Origin of the sequence: Thalassobaculum fulvum (assembly GCF_014652915.1) — a bacterium.
Taxonomy (GTDB): Bacteria; Pseudomonadota; Alphaproteobacteria; order Thalassobaculales; family Thalassobaculaceae; genus Thalassobaculum_A; species Thalassobaculum_A fulvum.
In genome coordinates this window covers 124,227-142,203 of the sequence record NZ_BMZS01000011.1, presented here as the reverse complement: position 1 = coordinate 142,203, position 17,977 = coordinate 124,227, and the positions used below count along the sequence as shown (strand labels likewise).

Below are 17,977 nucleotides of genomic sequence, written 5' to 3'. Positions count from 1 at the left end.
ATGGCGGCGCGCGCGCTCATGTTCCAGGGGACCGGGTCCGATGTCGGCAAGTCGCTGATCGTCGCCGGCCTGTGCCGCCTGTTCGCCCGCCGCGGCCTGCGGGTCCGGCCGTTCAAGCCGCAGAACATGTCGAACAACGCCGCCGTCACCGTCGACGGCGGAGAGATCGGCCGCGCCCAGGCGTTGCAGGCCCGGGCCGCCGGAATCGACCCGACGGTCGACCTCAACCCGGTGCTGCTGAAGCCGGAGACCGACACCGGCGCCCAGGTCGTGGTGCACGGCCGGCGGGTCGGTCACGCCCGGGCGCGCGAGTACCAGGCGCTGAAGCCGACCCTGCTGGCCGCCGTGCTGGACAGCGCCGCGCGGCTGGCCGCCGGGTCCGACCTGCTGCTGGTCGAGGGGGCCGGCAGCCCGGCCGAGATCAACCTGCGGGCCGGCGACATCGCCAACATGGGCTTCGCCGCCGCCGCCGGCGTGCCGGTCGTGCTGGTCGGCGACATCGACCGCGGTGGCGTGATCGCCGCCCTGGTCGGCACCCACGCGGTGCTCGACCCGGCCGACCGCGACCGGGTTGCGGGCTACCTGATCAACCGGTTCCGCGGCGACCCGACGCTGTTCCACGATGGCCTCACGGCGATCGGCGAACGGACCGGCTGGCCCGGCTTCGGCGTGGTCCCGTGGTTCGCCGACGCCGCCCGGCTGCCGGCCGAGGACGCGGTCGCGCTGGAACGGCCGGCCGTGCAGGACCGGACCGGCACAACCCTGGTGGTCGCGGTTCCGAAGCTGTCGCGGATCGCCAATTTCGACGACCTCGATCCGCTGCGGGCCGAACCGTCGGTCGACCTGCGGGTCGTGCCACCGGGACAGGCCCTGCCCGGCGACGCCGACCTGGTGCTGCTGCCCGGTTCCAAGTCGACGATCGGCGACCTGCGGTTCCTGCGCGAGCAGGGCTGGGACGTCGACATCGCCGCCCATGTCCGGCGCGGCGGCCGGGTGCTCGGACTGTGCGGCGGCTACCAGATGCTCGGCCGCACGGTGCGCGACCCGGACGGCATCGAGGGTCCCCCGGGGGAAGCGCCCGGTCTCGGCCTGCTCGCGGTCGACACCGAGCTCACGCCGGAGAAGACCCTGACCCGGACCCGGGCCCGCCACCTCGCCACCGGCCAGCCGGTCGAGGGCTACGAGATCCATATCGGGCGCACCGACGGTCCGGACCGGGCCCGGCCGGTGCTCATGCTGGACGACGGACGGCCGGAGGGGGCGGCCTCGGCCGACGGCCGGATCGCCGGCTGCTACCTGCACGGGCTGTTCGCCGCCGACGGTTTCCGCCGCGCCTATCTGCGGAGCCTGGGCGCCGACGGTGCCGGCGGCCTGGCCTTCGACGCCTCGGTCGAGACCGCGCTGGACCGGCTCGCCGACCATCTGGAACGGCACCTCGATACGGACGCCCTGCTGGCGGCGGCGCGCCCGATGGCGGGGCGGCGATGATCGAGAGCCTGGACGTCCGGACCCTCGCCGTCGTCACGTCGCTGGTCCTGGTCTCGGTCACCGGCGTCCTGACGATCGTCTACTTCACGCAGCGGGTCTACGCCGGGTTCGCCCACTGGCTCGGCTGGCAGGCGGCGGTGACGCTCGGCGTGATCCTGTTCGCTCTGCGCGGCCCGGATCCGGCACCGGCGGTGCTGATGCTGAACCAGGTCCTGCTGCTGTTGTCGCCGGCCCTGCTGTTCGACGGGCTGACCCGGTTTCACGGCCTGTACCCGACCCGCACCCCCGCATTGATCAACTATGCGCTGGTCGGGGTGGCGCTGCTGCTGCAGGTCGAGTTCACCATCGTCGCCCCGGACCCCGATGCCCGGATCGCCGTGTACGCCGTCACCCGGGCGATCATCCAGCTGCGCTGTGCCGGCGAGCCGCTGCGACTCGCCAGCGCACGGCGCAGCCCGGCGTTCTGGCTGCTGGTCGGCATCCTGCTGCTGCTCAGCGCCACCGAGCTGAACCACGCCTGGCGGGCCCTGCAACCCGGGCCGATGACCGCCCTGCTGGACAGCGACAACGTCCGGGTGGCGCTGATCCTGGCGATCGTCGGCGACATCCTGGCGGCCTACGGCCTGGTGCTGCTGACCAACGAGCGGCTCGAGGGCGAGTTGCGCGCCGCCCGCCACGACATCGAGATGCTGGCCCGGACCGACAGCCTGACCGGGCTGTGGAACCGGCGGCATTTCGAGGACACCGTCGAGGCCGAGGTCGAGCGGGCGCGGCGCTACGGCACGCCGCTGTCGCTGCTGACCCTGGACGCCGACCACTTCAAGCGGATCAACGACAGCCACGGCCACCACGTCGGCGACGACGTGCTGCGCGAACTCGCCCGCCTGCTCGGCCAGCAGATCCGGCGCTCCGACCTGCTGTGCCGCTGGGGTGGCGAGGAGTTCATGGTGCTGGTCCCGGGCACCGACGGCGACCGCGCCGCCGCCATGGCCGAGAAGATCCGGCAGCGGGTCGCGGCCCATGTCTTCGACGGCGTCGGCCCGGTCACGGTGAGCATCGGCGTCGGTCAGGCCGGCCCCGACGAGACCGCGGACGCCTGGCTCCGGCGCGTCGACGCGGCGCTCTACGAGGCCAAGCAGCGAGGCCGCAATCGCGTGGTGGTCGCCACCGGGATCGTCCCCGCCGTGCCGGCGGCGTGACGCCGGCGCCCGGCCGGCGGCGCCGAGACCCTTGGACGCGCCGTGCGAATCGTGCCAGCCTTGAGATCCTCATGGGTCGGCGTCCGTCGGCCCGAGCGGTGCGTCCGCACCGTCCAGAACGCGATCGAACGCGTCGCCGAGCCACCCAGGGAGGTTTGCCGCACAACGTCTTGTGGGGGACCCATCATGAAGAGACTCGCCACCGCATTCGCCGTCCTTCTCCTGTCGACCGCCGCGCAGGCCGCGCCGCTCAAGACCGGGGTCGACGGCACCTTCGCACCGCATGCGATGCCGACCCTCAGCGGCGGCGTCGAAGGCTTCAACATCGATCTCGCCAACGAGATCGGCGATCGCACCAAGCGGGGCATCGTGATCGAAGCCACCCAGTTCTCGGGGCTTCTGCCGGGGCTGCAGGCCGGCACCTACGACTTCGTGGCCGCACCCACGACCGTCACCAAGGAACGGGCGACCAACCTGCTGTTCACCGAGGGCTACCTGAACACCGACTACCAGTTCGTGATCCTCAAGAACACGCCGGACATCAAGGATCTGGCCGAGCTGAAGGACAAGACCATCGCGGTCAACCGGGGTTCGGTCTACGAGAGCTGGGCACGCGGCCTGACCGACAAGATCGGCTGGAAGATCGAGAGCTTCGGCACCAACACCGACGCCGTGCAGGCGGTCATCGCCGGCCGCGCCTATGCCAACGTCGCCGGCAACACGGTGTCGGCCTGGGCGGTCAAGAAGAACCCGCGCATCAGGCTGTCCTACCTGCACTCCACCGGCCTGGTGTGGGCGGCGCCGGCCCGCAAGGACGACCCGGAGATGCGCAAGCTGATCGAGAACGCCATCGAGTGCATGAAGCTCGACGGCACCATGGCGGCCATGCACGAGAAGTGGTTCGGCACCAAGCCGGCGCCGGGCTCGGCGGCGGTCACGGTGTTCCCGGGCTACGGCGTTCCCGGCATGCCCGGCTACGACCCGACCGAGCACGAGCCGAGCTGCGGCTGACGGCCCGGTTTCCGACAAGCGATACCCGCGGGCGGCACCGGCGGTGCCGCCCGTCCGTTCCGCTCCCGATCGCTGGAGGAAAGCCGTGTCCGACCGCAACGCGATGCTCGACGTCGCCGGCCTGCGCAAGAGCTTCGGCTCGCTCGAGGTCCTGCGCGGCATCGACCTGTCGGTCGCCCCCCAGGAGCTGGTGTTCGTCATCGGGCCGTCCGGTTCCGGCAAGAGCACCCTGCTGCGCTGCTGCAACCGGCTGGAGGAGCCCGACGAGGGCTCGATCCGGGTCGACGGGGTCGAGCTGCTGGACCCGAAGACCGACATCAACGCCATGCGCCGGCGCATCGGCATGGTGTTCCAGTCGTTCAACCTGTACCCGCACATGACCGTGCTCTCGAACGTCACGCTGGCCCTGCGCAAGGCGCTCGGCAAGGGCCGGGCGGAGGCCCGCGAGATCGGCGAGGCGGCCCTGGCACGGGTCGGCCTGGCCGACAAGGTCGACGCCTACCCGGCGCAGCTCTCGGGCGGCCAGCAGCAGCGCGCGGCGATCGCCCGGGCGGTGGCGCTGGAGCCGAAGATCATGCTGTTCGACGAGCCGACCTCGGCCCTCGACCCGGAGCTGGTCGGCAGCGTGCTGGCGGTCATGCGCGAGCTGCGCGAGGCCGGCATGACCATGGTCGTGGTCAGCCACGAGATGCGGTTCGCCCGCGACGCCGCCGACCGGGTGGTGTTCATGGATCACGGCGCGATCGTCGAGCAGGGACCGCCGGAACAGGTGTTCGGGGCGCCCGAGCACGCCCGGACCCGCAGCTTCCTCGCCGACTTCGCAGCCTGAGGACCGGCCGATGGATCGCTTCGCCGACGCCTTCCTGAACCCGGCCGTCATCGAGAAGTACCTGCCCGACATCCTGCGCGGGATGCTGGTCACCATCGAAGTCGCCGCCGCCGTGGTGGTTACCGGCGTCCTGGCCGGGCTGCTGCTGGCGAGCGCCCGCAGCTTCCGGATCCGGCCCGTCAACGCGCTGATCGTGCTGTTCGTCGACGTGTTCCGGGCGCTGCCGCCCCTGGTGATCATCCTGATCGCGTATTTCGGGCTGCCGAACGTCGGAATCAGCCTGTCCGGCTTCACCGTGCTGTGGCTGGTGCTGTCGCTGGTCCTGGCGGCGTTCGCCGAGGAGATCTTCTGGTCCGGCATCCTGTCGATCCGCAAGGGCCAGTGGGAGGCGGCGCGCTCGACCGGGCTCGGCTTCCTGCAGACGCTGGCCTGGGTGATCCTGCCGCAGGCGGTGCGGATGACCGTGCCGCCGCTGACCAACCGGACCATCGCGATCACCAAGAACACCGCGCTGGGTGCGGTGATCGGCGTGCCCGAGATCCTGATGCAGGCGCAGACCGCCCAGAGCTTCTCCGGCAACGCCACGCCGCTGCTGATCGGCTCGCTCGCCTACGTTGCGCTGTTCGTTCCGGTGGTCGCGGTCGGGCGCTGGCTCGAGACCCGGTTCGCCTGGGGCCGGGCGTAGCGAGGCCGCGGCAATGGAAATCTTCGTCGACCAGTTCCTGAACCTCGAGATCATGGGCCAGGCGTTGCCGCTGCTGCTGCGCGGCCTCGGCATGACCCTGCTGCTGTGCCTGGCGGTGGTGCCGCTCGGCCTGATCGGCGGCCTGGCGGTCGCCCTGGTCTGCCGCAGCCCGTGGCGGGCGGTGCGCTGGCCGGCCTTCGCGCTGATCGACTTCTTCCGGGCGGTGCCGCCGCTGGTGCTGCTGATCTTCGTCTATGCCGGGCTGCCGTTCGTCGGAATCCGCCCCAGCCCGTTCGTGGCGGTGTGCGTTGCGTTCCTGCTGAACACCAGCGCCTACTACGGCGAGATCTACCGGGCCGGCATCGAGAGCATCGGCCGCGGCCAGTGGGAGGCGGCGCGCTCGACCGGGCTGAATGCGTGGCAGACCCTGGCCTACGTCGTTATCCCGCAGGCGGTGCGCAACGTGCTGCCGGACCTGGTCTCCAACACCGTCGAGGTGGTGAAGCTGACCTCGATCGCCAGCGTGGTGGCGATGCCGGAGCTGCTGTACTCGGCCGACATGGCGCGGTCGCTGACCTACAACCCGTCGCCGATCGTGCTGGCGGCGGCGATCTACCTGGCACTGCTGTGGCCGTGCGTGAGGCTGCTCAGCCGCATGGAGCACAAGGTCGCGCGGTAGGGCCAGTCGGCGGGCGGGTCCCGGATCCGTTCCGCCTGCGGCGGCCCGCTCCGGGATGACGTCGAGAGGGGGGCCGATGCCCGGCTCTCCCCCTGACGTCATCCCGGGCGACCCTCGACTTGATCGAGGGGAGACCCGGGACCCACCAAGCGACGGGCACCTCACGCCCCCACCGCGAACCCCTCGTAGCCGTTCGCCGCGACCTCGTCGCAGCGCGCGACATAGGCCGGGAAGCCGCCGATATAGGGCATGAACACCCGCGGCTTGCCGGGCACGTTGGCGCCGACGTACCAGGAGCTGCAGGTCGAGCGCAGGGTGGTGCCGGCGACCTCGGCGTTGTGGCCGACCCAGGCATCCTCGGCCGCGGCGCTGGCCTCGATGCGGTCCTGGCCGTGCTCGCGCAGCCAGCCGAAGCAGTCGGTGATCCACTCCACGTGCTGCTCGATGGTCGGCAGCATGTTGGTCAGCACCGACGGGCTGCCCGGCCCGGTCACCGTGAACAGGTTCGGGAACCCGGCGATCGCCAGCCCGAGATAGGAGCGCGGGCCCTCCTTCCACTTGTCGCGCAGGCGGAGGCCGCCCTTGCCGCGGATGTCGACCTTCAGCAGCGCCCCGGTCATGGCGTCGAACCCGGTGGCGTAGACGATGGCGTCGACCGCGTACTCGATTCCCCCGACCTTCACGCCGTTCGGCGTGATCGCCTCGATCGGCGAGCCGCTGATGTCGACCAGGGTGACGTTCGGCCGGTTGTAGGTGGCGTAGTAGCCGGTATCGACGCACAGCCGCTTGCAGCCGATCACGTTGGTCGGGCACAGCTTCTCGGCGGTCTCCGGGTCCTTGACGATCTCGCGGATCTTGCCGCGCACGAATTCGGCCGCGGTGGCGTTGGCCGCCTCGTCCAGCATCAGGTCGTTGAACGCGCCCATGAAGGTCAGGCCGCCCTCGGCCCAGCGTTTCTCGTACTCGCGCTTCAGCTCCTCGGGCGACGCCTCCTTGGCCGGGTGCACGTTGGGGTGGAACGCGATGCCGTTGACCATCCGCTTGCCCCAGGCCCGCAGCGCCGGGTAGTCGGCCTTCACCGCCCGCACCCGCTCCGGGTCGAGCGGCGCGTTGTGCGCCGGGATCGTGTAGTTCGGCGTGCGCTGGAACACCGTGAGATGCGCGGCCTGCTCGGCGATCAGCGGGATCGACTGGATCGCCGACGAGCCGGTGCCGATCACCGCCACCCGCTTGCCGGTGAAGTCGACGCCTTCGTGCGGCCAGTTGCCGGTGTGATAGGTCGCGCCCCGGAAGCTGTCGCGCCCCGGGAAATCCGGGGTGTTGGAGGACGAGAGGCAGCCGGTCGCCATCACGCAGAAGGTCGCGGTCACCCGGTCGCCGGCCTCGGTCTCCAGGGTCCAGCGGTGCCCGGCCTCGTCGTAGGTCGCCTTGCTGACCCGGGTGTCGAAGCGGATGTCGCGGCGCAGGTCGAAGCGGTCGGCGACGTGCTCGGCGTACGCCAGGATCTCCGGCTGGGTGGCGTAGCGCTCGCTCCACTCCCACTCCTGCTGCAGGGCGTCGTCGAACTGGTAGGAGTACTGGATGCTCTCGATGTCGCAGCGCGCGCCCGGGTAGCGGTTCCAGTACCAGGTGCCGCCGACCCCGCTGCCGGCCTCCAGGACCGTCGCCCGGAAGCCCATGCCGCGCAGCCGGTGCAGCATGTACAGGCCGGCGAACCCGGCGCCGACGATCACGACATCGAGATCGGTAGCGGGATCGGCCTGGAGCATTTTGAACCTCCGTTTCAAAATTCCGGGGCAAGCCTAACCCGGGCGACCGGGGCGCAGGCAAGCCCGAAGCGCCGGAGCCGCCCGACGGGCTGGCCTCCTCCGCGGCGGGCGCGCTATCGTCACCCAAAGCCTGTCGACAATATCTCAGAGGGTGAAACGCCATGGCCCTGACGATCCGGCCGATCAATCCCAGGCGCGACGACTTCGTGGCCGAGGTCACCGGCGTCGACATCGCCGCCGGCGTGTCGGCGGAGACCGCCGCGGAGATCGAGGACGCCATGGACCGTTACGCGGTCCTGGTGTTCCCGGACCAGCGCATCGACGACGACCAGCAGTACGCGTTCTCCCAGCACTTCGGGCCGATGGAGACCGCCACCGGCGACATCGCGAAGCTGGAGGACCGGCGGCTGTCGATGAACATCAACGACATCTCGAACCTGGACAAGGACGGCCAGGTGCTGGCGCGCGACGACCGGCGGCGGCTGTTCGGGCTCGGCAACATGCTCTGGCACTCCGACAGCTCGTTCAAGGCGACCCCGTCGAAGTACTCGCTGCTGTCGGCGCGGATCATCCCCGAGGAAGGCGGCAACACCGAGTTCGCCGACATGCGGGCGGCCTGGGACGACCTCGACCCGGCGACCCAGGCCGAGTGCCTGGACCAGGTGTGCGAGCACAGCCAGCTGTACTCGCGCGGCTCCCTCGGCTTCGACCAGTTCACCGAGGACGAGAAGATCAAGTGGGCGCCGGTGCCGCAGCGGCTGGTGCGCCGCCACCCGCGCACCGGCCGGCTGAACCTGTACCTGGCGTCGCATGCCGGCGCGATCCGCGGCTGGCCGGTGCCGGAGGCCCGCATGTTCCTGAGGGACCTGACCGAGCACGCCACCCAGCGCGAGTACACCTACTCGCACCGCTGGCGGCCGTACGACCTGGTGATGTGGGACAACCGCGTGGTCATGCACCGGGCCCGGCGCTACGACCGCACCAAGGTCCGCGACATGCACCGCACCACCGTCGCCGACAGCGCCCCGACCCTCGAGCAGCCGTTCTGAGCGAGCGGCTCGGGCGACGGAGCGGCGGGTGGATCCCGGATCCGTCCCGCCACCGGCGGTCCGGTCCGGGATGACGACAAAGAGGGGGAGCGCCGCGCGCTTCAGCCATGCGCGGCTGACGCGCACGACAATCCCCACTTTTCTGTCGTCATTCCGGACGACCGCGCCGCACTCGGCGCGGACGAGCCGGAACCCACCCGCCGCTTGGGGCGTCACGCCCCGCTGCTCACGACATCGGCGGCGCCTGGATCTCGCGCAGCAGCTTGCGGCGGATCTTGCCGAGATAGTCGCGGTAGCTGTCGGCGCGGATCACGAAGGCGCCGACCCCGCCGATCAGCTGGTCCTCGAAGTAGTCGCCGAGCCCGAGCACCTGGTTCTCGATCGCCAGGGCGTTGATCGTGATGCCCGAGGCCAGCACCGCGGCCCGGGCGGCCGCCAGCGCCTCGCCCTGGTTGTTGTAGCCGTCGCCGGACAGGTCGATGGTGCGGCGGGTTCCCTCGAAGCCGTTGTCGGCGAACAGCCGCTCGGCGAACCGGATCGCCGACGAGATCGAGGTGGCACCCGTCTGGATCTGGCGCGGCGATCGGTCGATGCGGTCGGCGAAGGCGGCGGCGTCGGCGGCGCTGGCGATCCGGGTCCACGGCAGCACGCGCTGCTGGCGGTCGGTGCTGGCCCATTCCATCAGGGTGACGGCGATCGCGCCGTACTGGCCGTTGCCGATCGCCGCGATCAGGTCGGGATCGCGGAAGGCGTAGGCCAGCCCCTCGAGCTGCAGGTTGAACTCGATGTAGTCGACGCTGGCCGAGGAATCGACCGCCAGCACCAGCTCCAGGTCGACCGGTTCGGCCCGGGCGCGGGTCCCCCAGCCGGCGACGACCACCAGAACCGGGGCGAGGACCAGGGCGAGGAGCAGCGTTCGCATGGCGGATCGACGGGCCGTTCAGCGGGCGGGCGGCGGGACTTCCGCCAGTCGAACCCGGCTTTCGGGCACGGGTAAGGCGCGATCCGGCCCGGACGCCCCCGGCCCGCCCTCGCTGACCGTCAGGCTGCGGATCTCGCGGATCAGCTTGCGCCGGATCGCCCCGACATACGCCCGGTAGTCGTCCGCGACCTCGACGAAGGCGCCGGCGCCGCCGATGACGTGGTCCTCGAAATAGAAGTTGAGGGTCGGGTGCTCGTTGAGGATCGCCAGGGCGTTGATGGTGACGCCCTGCGCCACCACGATGCGGCGGACCTCCTCGACCTTCCGGCCCTGGTTGTTGCGGCCGTCGCCCGACAGGTCGATGACCCGGCGCCCGGTCTCGAACGGGGCGGCGCGCAGCAGCGCGGTGCCGAACGACAATGCCCCGGCGATCGAGGTCGCGCCGGTCGGGATCGCCCGCTCCAGCGCGTCGATCCGGTCGGCCAGCGCCAACGCGCTGCCGGCGTCCTCGAGCAGGGTCCAGCCGACCACCTGCACCTGCTGGCTGGCGCCGGCCCATTCGATCACCGAGACCGCGATCCGCTTCGTCGGCCCGGCGGCGATCGCGTCGGCGACCTCGCGGTCGCGGAACGCCGCGGCCAGGCCGCCGCGTTGCTGGGCGTATTCCTCGGCATCGACGCTGGCGGAGGTGTCGAGCGCCAGCACCAGCGTCATGTCGACGGCAGCCCCCGACGCCCGGGCCGGTCCGGCGGCCGCACCGGCCGCCACGGCTGCGGCCAGAACCGCGGCCGGCCATCCCAGCCCCCGGCGGATCGTCATGGCGGCCCCGGCCTGGACCCGGCATCCGACGGCAGCCCGGCCAGTTGCCCCACCCCGCCCCCGAGCCGGCTGACCGGGGTCTCGCCGATCTCGCGCAGCAATTTGCGGCGGATCGCCTCCGGATAGTCCGGGTAGTCGTTCGCCGCCATCACGAAGGCCCCGAAGCCGCCGATCACCCGTTCGCCGAAATATTCCTCCAGGTCGGGCATCTCGTTGAGGATGACCAGCGCGTTGATGGTCACGTCGCGGGCCAGCACGGCCTCGCGGGCGAGGTCGATGCGGCGGCCCTGGTTCTGCACCCCGTCCGACGAGATGTCGATCACCTGCCGGGCCGCCACGAACCCGTTGTTGCCGAACTGGGCGGCCGCGAAATCCAGCGCCCCTGAGATCGAGGTCACGCCGGAGTCGAACGCCCGCCCCAGCCCGGCGATCTGGTCGGCGAAAGCGGCCGAAGCGGCGGCGCCGTCGAGCCGGGTCCAGGGGATCTGCACGAACTGCTGGTAGCGCCCGGACCACTCGACCACGGCGACGGCGATCGACCCGAGCGGTCCGCCGCCGATCGCCCGATGCACCGCCGGGTCGCGGAAGGCGTCGGCGAGCCCGCCGATCTGCAACGCGTACTCGGCGCCGTCGACGCTGTCGGAGGCGTCGATCGCCAGCACCAGCTCGAGATCGACCGGTACGTCGGCGATGACCGAGTCCGGGAGTAGCCCGCCGGCCAGGGCCAGCAAGACGGACCCTGCCAGCCAGCCGATGCCGGGACGTCCCTCCATGCTCACAGACTTGCATCGGGGGGCCGGCAAATCCAGTGTGGCGGCTTGACCGCTCACGCGCGTGTGTCCACACTCATATGCATACGAACGACCTGGACGCGCCCGACGCGAACCGGGCGGGGACCGGACAGGACAACGGCCGGAGACGGCGACCGTGGGTGCCTATACGCGACCGGAACGGCTGGAGGACGCGCTGACCGTCCTGCGCGCGCGCCCGCTGACGGTCCTGGCCGGCGGCACCGATCATTTCCCGGCGCGCGTCGCCCATACCCCGGACGAGGACCTGCTCGACGTCACCGCCCTGCCCGAGCTGCGCGGCATCCGGCGCGAAGCCGGCGGCGGCCTGGTGATCGGCGCCGCCACCACCTGGAGCCAGCTGATCGCGACCGACCTGCCGCCGGCCTGCGACGGGCTGAAGGCGGCGGCGCGCGAGGTCGGCGGCGTGCAGATCCAGAACCGCGGCACGGTCGGCGGCAATCTGTGCAACGCCTCGCCGGCGGCCGACGGGGTGCCGGCCCTGCTGTCGCTCGACGCCGAGGTCGAGCTGGCGTCGCTCGACGGCGTCCGCCGGCTGCCGCTGGACGGTTTCGTGCTCGGCAACCGCAAGACGGCCCGCCGGCCGGACGAGCTGCTGACCGCGATCCGGATCCCCGCCGCCGCGCTCGACGGCGCCGGGAGATTCCTGAAGCTGGGCGCCCGGCGCTACCTGGTGATCTCGATCGTCATGGTCGCCGGCACCATGACCAAGGCACCCGACGGCACCGTCGCCGGCGTCCGGCTGGCGGTCGGCGCCTGCTCGGCGACCGCCCTGCGCCTGCGCGAGCTGGAGGCGACCCTGATCGGCCGACCCGCCGCCCAAGCCGCAAGCCTGGTCGCCGACTCCCATCTGGCCGGGCTGCAGCCGATCGACGACGTGCGGGCCGACGCCGCCTACCGGCGCGAGACTGCCTGCGTGCTGGTCCGGCGCTGCCTCGCCGACCTCGCAGCCGACCGAGCGGTCCCATGACGACCGCGACGATCACCCTGACGGTGAACGGGGCGGAGCGGTGCGTCACGGTCGACCCGGCACGGCGGCTGTCGCGGGTGCTGCGCGACGATCTCGGCCTGACCGGCACCAAGGTCGGCTGCGACGCCGGCGACTGCGGCGCCTGCACGGTGCTGCTGGACGGCGCCCAGGTCTGCGCCTGCCTGACCCCGGCAGCCCAGGCCGCCGGCTCGACCGTGGTCACCGTCGAGGGGTTGGCCGAGCCGGACGGGCGGCTGTCGGCGCTGCAGCGCGCCTTCCAGCGCCACGGCGCCGCCCAGTGCGGCATCTGCACCCCCGGCATGCTGATGGCGGCGGCCGACCTGCTCGGGCGTACCGCACGGCCGACCCGCGACCAGGCGATGGACGCGCTCGGCGGGGTGCTGTGCCGCTGCACCGGCTACCAGAAGATCGTCGAGGCCGTCCTGGACGTCGGCTCGAACGCGCCGGACCCGGCGATGCCGGCGGCCGGTACCGCGGTCGGCGCCCGGGTCGCCCGACTGGACGGTGCCGGCAAGCTCGACGGCAGCGAGCTGTACGGCGACGACCAGTGCCCCGCCGGCGCACTCTGGCTCAAGGTGGTGCGCTCGCCGCACGCGCTCGCCGACTTCGCGCTCGGTGACCTCGACGCCTGGGCCGCCGCCACCCCCGGCGTGGTGTCCGTGCTGACCGCCGCCGACGTGCCCGGCCACAACAGCTTCGGGATCTACCCGACCCTCAAGGACCAGCCGGTGTTCGCCGAACGCTTCGTGCGCTACCGCGGCGAGTCGGTGGCCGCCGTAGTGGTCGACGGCCGGGCCGCGTTCGAGGCGCTCGACCTGTCCGGCTTCCCGATCGAGTGGTCGCCGCGCGCGGCGCTGGTCGGAATCGAGGCGGCGCAGGCCGAGGGCGCAGTTCAGCTGCACGAGGCCTCGCCGGGCAACGTGCTGATCCGCGGCCGGGTGGCGAGCGGCGACGTCGACGCCGCCTTCGCCCGGGCCGACGCGGTGGTCGAGGGCTCGTTCGAGACGCCGTTCGTCGAGCACGCCTACATCGAGCCGGAGGCCGGCTGGGCCCGGCCGGTGGAGGGGCCGGACGGCAGCCGGCGGATCGAGCTGCGGGTCACGACCCAGACCCCGTACATGGACCGCGACGAGGTCGCCCATGTGCTCGGCATCGCGCCTGACCGGGTGCGCATCGTGCCGTCGGCGGTCGGCGGCGGGTTCGGTGGCAAGCTCGACCAGTCGCTGCAGCTGCCGCTGGCGGTCGCGGTCTGGAAGCTCGGGCGGCCGGTCGCAGCGCTGTGGAACCGGCCGGAGAGCCTCGCCTCCTCGACCAAGCGCCATCCGGCGCGGATGCGCGCCGCGCTGGCCGCCGACCGGTCCGGGAAGATCCTCGGCTACCGGTTCCACGGCGACTTCGACACCGGCGCCTACGCCTCCTGGGGGCCGACGGTGGCCGGCCGGGTGCCGGTGCACGCGCCGGGGCCGTACCGGGTGCCGGCGGTGCTGGCGACCAGCGCCGCAGTCTACACCGACGGCCCGCCGGCCGGCGCGTTCCGCGGCTTCGGGGTGCCGCAGGCGGCGATCGCCGGCGAGGCGCTGCTCGACCGCATGGCCGACCGGCTCGGCATCGATCGCCTGGAGTTCCGGCTCGCCAATGCGCTCAGGGCCGGCGACCCGACCGCCACCGGCCAGCGCATCGAGGCCTCGGTCGGCCTCGCCGCCTGCCTGGAGGCGCTGCGCCCGCACTGGCGCGACTACCTGGCGCTGTGCGAGGCGGCGGAGGCCCGCGGCGGCAGCATGCGGCTCGGCGCCGGCATCGGCTGCATGTGGTACGGCTGCGGCAACACCTCGATGTCGAACCCGTCGATCATGCGGCTCGGCCTGAAGCCCGACGGGTCGCTGGTGCTGTACAACGGCGCCGTCGACATCGGCCAGGGCAGCTACACGATCATGGCGCAGATCGCCGCCGACGCGCTCGGCGCGCCGCTCGACCGGATCGCCCAGGTGTGCGGCGACACCGACCGCACCGCCGACGCCGGCAAGACCTCGGCCTCGCGCCAGACCTTCGTGTCCGGCAAGGCGTCCGAGCTGGCCGGGCTCGACCTGCGGGCCCAGCTGCTGCGGCTCGCCAACGCCGGCGACGACGCCGAGCTGAGCTTCGAGGACGGCCGGGTCCTGGTGCGCCACGACGGCCGGACCCGGGCGATCGAGCTGGCCGGCATGCCGGCCGACGCCGAGGGCGACGTGCTGGTCGGCAGCGGCACCTTCGACCCGCCGACCGAGCCGCTGGACGCCGACGGCCAGGGCACGCCCTACGCCACCTACGCCTTCGCCGCGCAGATCGCGCTGGTCGCGGTCGACCTCGAGCTCGGCACCACCAGGGTGCTGAAGATGGTGGCGGCGCACGACGTCGGCCGGGCGGTCAACCCGACCCTGGTCGAAGGCCAGATCCACGGCGGCATCGCCCAGGGCCTCGGCCTGGCCCTGATGGAGGAATACCTGCCCGGCCGCACCGAGAACCTGCACGACTACCTGATCCCGACGGTCGGCGACATGCCGGAGATCACCTGCATCCTGGTCGAGGACGCCGAGCCGCTCGGCCCGTACGGCGCCAAGGGCATCGGCGAGCCGGCGCTGGTGCCGACCGCGCCGGCGGTGCTGGGTGCGATCCGGCACGCCACCGGCATCGACATCACCCGCGTGCCCGCCCTGCCGCACCGGGTGCGGGCGGCCCTGCGCGCGCGACAGAGGGCCGCGGAATGAGCGAGGCCGCGATCGATCCGACCGGCGAGATCGTCCGCTGCGACGCCTGCCCGGTGCTGTGCCGTATCCGCAAGGGCAAGGCCGGTGCCTGCGACCGCTACGCCAACCACGACGGCGCGCTGGTCCGCCTCGACCCGCTGGTGGTGACCGAGCGCGTGCTCGCCCGCGACGGCGAGGTCGTGCCGTTCCTGGAAGCGGCACCGGAGTGGGACGGCAAGCTGGTGGCGGAACCGCCGGTTTTCGTGACCGGCATCGGCTCCGGCACCACCTACCCGGACTACAAGCCGGCGCCGTTCATCGTCGCCACCGAGTGGCAGGGCGTCGACACCGTCACCGTGGTGACCGAGGGGATCTTCAGCTACTGCGGCGTCAAGGTGAAGATCGACACCGACCGCCACCTCGGCCCCGAGCAGGCGGCGGTGCGGGTCGACGGCGAGCCGGTCGGCCACGTCACCACCGCCGAGTACGGCTCGCAGATGCTGTCGCTCGGCGGCGTGCGCCACCTGGTCGGCGGCTCCAAGCGCGAGGGCACCGTGACCTGCGCCGCCCTGCTGGCGCTGTGCAACGGCGAGGCGGTCGACCTGGCGATCGACGGCGGCTCGACCGTCACCGTTCAGGCCGGCAAACCGCCGGTGGTCGACGGCGAGCGCGAGGAGCGCATGCGGGTCGGCTGCGGCTCCGCCACTATCGGCATCTTCGCCCGGCAGTGGCTCGGCCACGCCGACGAGGTGATCGTGGTCGACGACCACATCACCGGGGTGCTGAGCGAGCACCAGGCCGGGCGCTTCCTCGACATGCGCCCCGGCGGCATCCGGGTGCGCGGCCGCAAGTCGACGCCGGGCCGCTACTTCCAGGTCGCCGAGCCGGGCTCCGGCTGGGGCGGCACCGACGTCACCGACCCGCTGGCGATCATCGAGAAGGTCGACCCGAAGACCGCGTGGCCGGGCGAGCGGGTGCTGATGGTGTCGACGACCGGCGAGGACTCGGCGTATTTCGAGCTCGACGAGAACCTGCGTTTCGTGCCGATGCAGATGCCGGAGCCGCTGCAGGTGGTGGTCGACCGGATCGGCGAGAACTGCGAGCCGGCGCTGTGCACCGTGCTGTTCATGGGCGGCGCCGGCGGCAGCCTGCGGGCCGGGGTCACCGAGAACCCGGTGCGGCTGACCCGCTCGGTGCAGAACCTGATCACCCGGGTCACGGTCGGCGGCGCCCCGGCCTATGTCTGGCCGGGCGGCGGCATCACCCTGATGGCCGACGTCACCCGGCTGCCGGCGAACGCCTTCGGCTACGTGCCGACCCCGGCCCTGGTGGCGCCGATCGAGTTCACCCTGCCGCTCGCCGCCTACGAGGAGCTGGGCGGCCACATGGGCGCGGTGCGGGCGCTCGACGACGTGCTGGCCGAGCACCCGGAGCTGCGCCGCGAGGCCGGCCGGCCAGACAACCCGTGGCCGTACGATCCCCTGGGAAAGCGGTGAGAGGAGAACGCCCCTCACCTTCCCACCTCATCCCGGACGCGCACAACGCGATCCGGGACCCAGGTCGCGCAGGCTGGGTCCCGGCTCCGCCTCGCCTGCGGCGAGCCGGTCCGGGATGAGGATCGAGAGGGGGACTCCGCGGCGGAAGACGCCGTCGTGACCGGCACCGCCGCCCGGCTGCCGGACGGCCGCCTGCACCTGCAGGAGGGGCCGATCGATCTGGTGATCGGCGCCGAGGGGGAGGGCGAAGCCATGCAGCAGGCCTACGGCGCCGCGACCAGCGCGTTCGACGGGTTGCTGGCCGGGCTGGCCGCCGAGCTGCCGTTGCTGCGCGCGCCCGCCGGCGAGACGCCGGCCGCCGTACAGGGCCCCGTCGCACGCCGGATGGTCGCGGCCGTGCAGCCGCACCGCGGCGTGTTCGTCACCCCGATGGCGGCAGTCGCCGGCGCGGTCGCCGACCACGTGCTGGCGGCGATGGTCGCGGCGGCGCCGGGACTGGCGAGGGCCTTCGTCAACGACGGCGGCGACGTCGCCTTTCACCTCACGCCCGGCGCCCGGTTCGAGCTCGGCCTGGTCCCCGACCTCGCGGCACCGGCGCTGGCCGGCAGCGCGGCGGTCGGCTTCGACGACCCGGTGCGCGGGGCCGCCACCAGCGGCCGCGGCGGACGGTCGTTCTCGCTCGGCATCGCCGACGCGGTGACGGTGCTCGCCCGCACCGCCGCCGAGGCCGACGTCGCGGCCACCCTGATCGCCAACGCCGTCGACCTGCCCGGCCATCCGGCGATCCGCCGCGGTCCGGCCAGCGCCGAAGACCCCGACAGCGACCTCGGCGACCGGCTCGTGGTGCTGGACGTGGGAGAATTGTCGGACCCGGAGATCGACGCCGCCCTGGCGGCTGGTGCCGCCGAGGCGGAGCGGATGCGGGCCGCCGGCCTGATCCACGCCGCCGCCCTCGCCCTGCGGGGACGGTGGCGGGTGGCGGCCGGCGACCTGCCGATGCGGATCAGCGCCCCAGCACCGCGTTCCGAAGGCCGGCGGCGGCGCCCATGATCTGCACGATCAGGTCGGCCGGCACGGTCAGGTCCTGGAGCGTCGACTGCAGGTGCCGGGCGACCGCGTCGAAATGCGCGTCGCCGATCCGGCCCTCGTCGACCAGCCGCTTGTGGGCGCTGCGCATGTAGCTCTGCACGCCCTCGGTCTGGCCCCTGAACAGGGTGCCGAAGAACGCCTTCTGCTTGCGGCGCTGGGAGTGCATGTCCATGGATGCGAAGAACGGCGCCAGCAGCGGATCCCTCAGCACCTTGTCGTAGAACCGGTCGACCGCCGCGTCGATGGCGGCCGCGCCGCCGATGGCTTCGTAGAGTGACATCGCAACCCCCATTGTCTGCCTGGCCCGGATCGGGACGGACGGGGGTTTACGCCGCAACGGTATCAGGTTGCCGTCACCGATTGTTTCAGTTGCTTCCGGCCGGCCGCGCCGGCGGTGACGCACCGGACCGGCTGCTGTA

Annotated in this window: 16 protein-coding genes; 11 read left to right on the top strand and 5 right to left on the bottom strand. The window is 72.4% G+C overall.

Features of this window, described 5'->3' with window-relative positions; all coding sequences use genetic code 11:
- The first annotated feature begins 18 nt into the window (after window positions 1–18).
- The 6 genes from IE246_RS22090 to IE246_RS22065 all read left to right on the top strand — a co-directional run bounded on the left by IE246_RS22090 (window position 19) and on the right by IE246_RS22065 (window position 5,891).
- Window positions 19–1,488 carry a cobyric acid synthase gene (locus IE246_RS22090; protein ID WP_229837437.1) on the top strand — a complete coding sequence of 490 codons (1,470 nt, stop codon included), beginning with the start codon at window positions 19–21 and terminating at the stop codon, window positions 1,486–1,488.
- Window positions 1,485–2,687: a GGDEF domain-containing protein gene (locus tag IE246_RS22085; protein WP_189993752.1), complete on the top strand. Its 1,203-nt coding sequence runs from the start codon at window positions 1,485–1,487 to the stop codon at window positions 2,685–2,687. The genes IE246_RS22090 and IE246_RS22085 overlap by 4 nt, the downstream gene beginning before the upstream one ends.
- Window positions 2,688–2,873: 186 nt before the next feature.
- Window positions 2,874–3,698: a transporter substrate-binding domain-containing protein gene (locus tag IE246_RS22080; RefSeq protein WP_189993751.1), complete on the top strand. Its 825-nt coding sequence runs from the start codon at window positions 2,874–2,876 to the stop codon at window positions 3,696–3,698.
- Window positions 3,699–3,801: 103 nt separating this feature from the next.
- Window positions 3,802–4,527, top strand: a complete 726-nt coding sequence (locus tag IE246_RS22075) for an amino acid ABC transporter ATP-binding protein (RefSeq protein ID WP_189994057.1) — start codon at window positions 3,802–3,804, stop codon at window positions 4,525–4,527.
- Between the two features lie 10 nt (window positions 4,528–4,537).
- Window positions 4,538–5,212, top strand: coding sequence for an amino acid ABC transporter permease (locus tag IE246_RS22070; protein ID WP_189993750.1), 675 nt, complete (start codon window positions 4,538–4,540; stop codon window positions 5,210–5,212).
- A gap of 13 nt (window positions 5,213–5,225) precedes the next feature.
- Complete coding sequence (locus IE246_RS22065) at window positions 5,226–5,891, top strand: amino acid ABC transporter permease (protein ID WP_189993749.1); 666 nt, start codon at window positions 5,226–5,228, stop codon at window positions 5,889–5,891.
- Between the two features lie 161 nt (window positions 5,892–6,052).
- On the opposite strand, the gene IE246_RS22060 is transcribed toward IE246_RS22065, so the two are convergent.
- Window positions 6,053–7,660 carry a flavin-containing monooxygenase gene (locus IE246_RS22060; RefSeq protein WP_189993748.1) on the bottom strand — a complete coding sequence of 536 codons (1,608 nt, stop codon included), beginning with the start codon at window positions 7,658–7,660 and terminating at the stop codon, window positions 6,053–6,055.
- Between the two features lie 161 nt (window positions 7,661–7,821).
- Here IE246_RS22060 and IE246_RS22055 point away from each other — a divergent pair, with 161 nt between their 5' ends.
- On the top strand, window positions 7,822–8,709 hold the full coding sequence (locus IE246_RS22055; protein WP_189993747.1) for a TauD/TfdA dioxygenase family protein: 888 nt from the start codon (window positions 7,822–7,824) through the stop codon (window positions 8,707–8,709).
- Window positions 8,710–8,935: 226 nt separating this feature from the next.
- Here the strand turns inward: IE246_RS22055 and IE246_RS22050 are convergent, their stop codons facing one another.
- Genes IE246_RS22050 through IE246_RS22040 form a run of 3 tightly spaced genes read right to left on the bottom strand, consistent with a single transcriptional unit; the run spans window position 8,936 to window position 11,223 of the window.
- Window positions 8,936–9,631: a DUF1194 domain-containing protein gene (locus IE246_RS22050; protein WP_189993745.1), complete on the bottom strand. Its 696-nt coding sequence runs from the start codon at window positions 9,629–9,631 to the stop codon at window positions 8,936–8,938.
- Window positions 9,632–9,649: 18 nt separating this feature from the next.
- On the bottom strand, window positions 9,650–10,450 hold the full coding sequence (locus IE246_RS22045) for a DUF1194 domain-containing protein (protein ID WP_189993743.1): 801 nt from the start codon (window positions 10,448–10,450) through the stop codon (window positions 9,650–9,652).
- Complete coding sequence (locus IE246_RS22040) at window positions 10,447–11,223, bottom strand: DUF1194 domain-containing protein (RefSeq protein ID WP_189993741.1); 777 nt, start codon at window positions 11,221–11,223, stop codon at window positions 10,447–10,449. Before IE246_RS22040 ends, IE246_RS22045 begins: the two co-directional genes overlap by 4 nt.
- A gap of 154 nt (window positions 11,224–11,377) precedes the next feature.
- On the opposite strand from IE246_RS22040, the gene IE246_RS22035 reads away from it, so the two are divergent.
- From IE246_RS22035 to IE246_RS22020, 4 genes are all read left to right on the top strand, one after another.
- The gene (locus IE246_RS22035) at window positions 11,378–12,229 is read left to right on the top strand and encodes an FAD binding domain-containing protein (protein ID WP_189993739.1); all 852 of its coding nucleotides are present in this window, start codon (window positions 11,378–11,380) and stop codon (window positions 12,227–12,229) included.
- The gene (locus IE246_RS22030) at window positions 12,226–14,994 is read left to right on the top strand and encodes a molybdopterin-dependent oxidoreductase (RefSeq protein WP_189993737.1); all 2,769 of its coding nucleotides are present in this window, start codon (window positions 12,226–12,228) and stop codon (window positions 14,992–14,994) included. Before IE246_RS22035 ends, IE246_RS22030 begins: the two co-directional genes overlap by 4 nt.
- Window positions 14,991–16,469, top strand: a complete 1,479-nt coding sequence (locus IE246_RS22025; protein ID WP_189993735.1) for a 6-hydroxynicotinate reductase — start codon at window positions 14,991–14,993, stop codon at window positions 16,467–16,469. The genes IE246_RS22030 and IE246_RS22025 overlap by 4 nt, the downstream gene beginning before the upstream one ends.
- 156 nt (window positions 16,470–16,625) lie before the next feature.
- Window positions 16,626–17,519 (top strand): UPF0280 family protein, encoded by an 894-nt coding sequence (locus IE246_RS22020; protein ID WP_189993733.1) that lies wholly within the window; start codon window positions 16,626–16,628, stop codon window positions 17,517–17,519.
- Here IE246_RS22020 and IE246_RS22015 read toward each other — a convergent pair.
- Window positions 17,473–17,838, bottom strand: a complete 366-nt coding sequence (locus IE246_RS22015; RefSeq protein WP_229837436.1) for a group I truncated hemoglobin — start codon at window positions 17,836–17,838, stop codon at window positions 17,473–17,475. The genes IE246_RS22020 and IE246_RS22015 overlap by 47 nt on opposite strands.
- Between the last annotated feature and the right edge of the window lie 139 nt (window positions 17,839–17,977).

Excerpts from the sequence above, each read along its gene's own strand:
- IE246_RS22085 (WP_189993752.1), top strand. The coding sequence starts at position 1,485 with ATGATCGAGAGCCTGGACGTCCGGACCCTCGCCGTCGTCACGTCGCTG.
- IE246_RS22090 (WP_229837437.1), top strand. The coding sequence starts at position 19 with ATGTTCCAGGGGACCGGGTCCGATGTCGGCAAGTCGCTGATCGTCGCC.
- IE246_RS22045 (WP_189993743.1), bottom strand. The coding sequence starts at position 10,450 with ATGACGATCCGCCGGGGGCTGGGATGGCCGGCCGCGGTTCTGGCCGCA.
- IE246_RS22065 (WP_189993749.1), top strand. The coding sequence starts at position 5,226 with ATGGAAATCTTCGTCGACCAGTTCCTGAACCTCGAGATCATGGGCCAG.
- IE246_RS22015 (WP_229837436.1), bottom strand. The coding sequence starts at position 17,838 with ATGTCACTCTACGAAGCCATCGGCGGCGCGGCCGCCATCGACGCGGCG.
- IE246_RS22080 (WP_189993751.1), top strand. The coding sequence starts at position 2,874 with ATGAAGAGACTCGCCACCGCATTCGCCGTCCTTCTCCTGTCGACCGCC.
- IE246_RS22050 (WP_189993745.1), bottom strand. The coding sequence starts at position 9,631 with ATGCGAACGCTGCTCCTCGCCCTGGTCCTCGCCCCGGTTCTGGTGGTC.
- IE246_RS22040 (WP_189993741.1), bottom strand. The coding sequence starts at position 11,223 with ATGGAGGGACGTCCCGGCATCGGCTGGCTGGCAGGGTCCGTCTTGCTG.
- IE246_RS22025 (WP_189993735.1), top strand. The coding sequence starts at position 14,991 with ATGAGCGAGGCCGCGATCGATCCGACCGGCGAGATCGTCCGCTGCGAC.
- IE246_RS22075 (WP_189994057.1), top strand. The coding sequence starts at position 3,802 with ATGCTCGACGTCGCCGGCCTGCGCAAGAGCTTCGGCTCGCTCGAGGTC.
- IE246_RS22055 (WP_189993747.1), top strand. The coding sequence starts at position 7,822 with ATGGCCCTGACGATCCGGCCGATCAATCCCAGGCGCGACGACTTCGTG.
- IE246_RS22030 (WP_189993737.1), top strand. The coding sequence starts at position 12,226 with ATGACGACCGCGACGATCACCCTGACGGTGAACGGGGCGGAGCGGTGC.
- IE246_RS22060 (WP_189993748.1), bottom strand. The coding sequence starts at position 7,660 with ATGCTCCAGGCCGATCCCGCTACCGATCTCGATGTCGTGATCGTCGGC.
- IE246_RS22070 (WP_189993750.1), top strand. The coding sequence starts at position 4,538 with ATGGATCGCTTCGCCGACGCCTTCCTGAACCCGGCCGTCATCGAGAAG.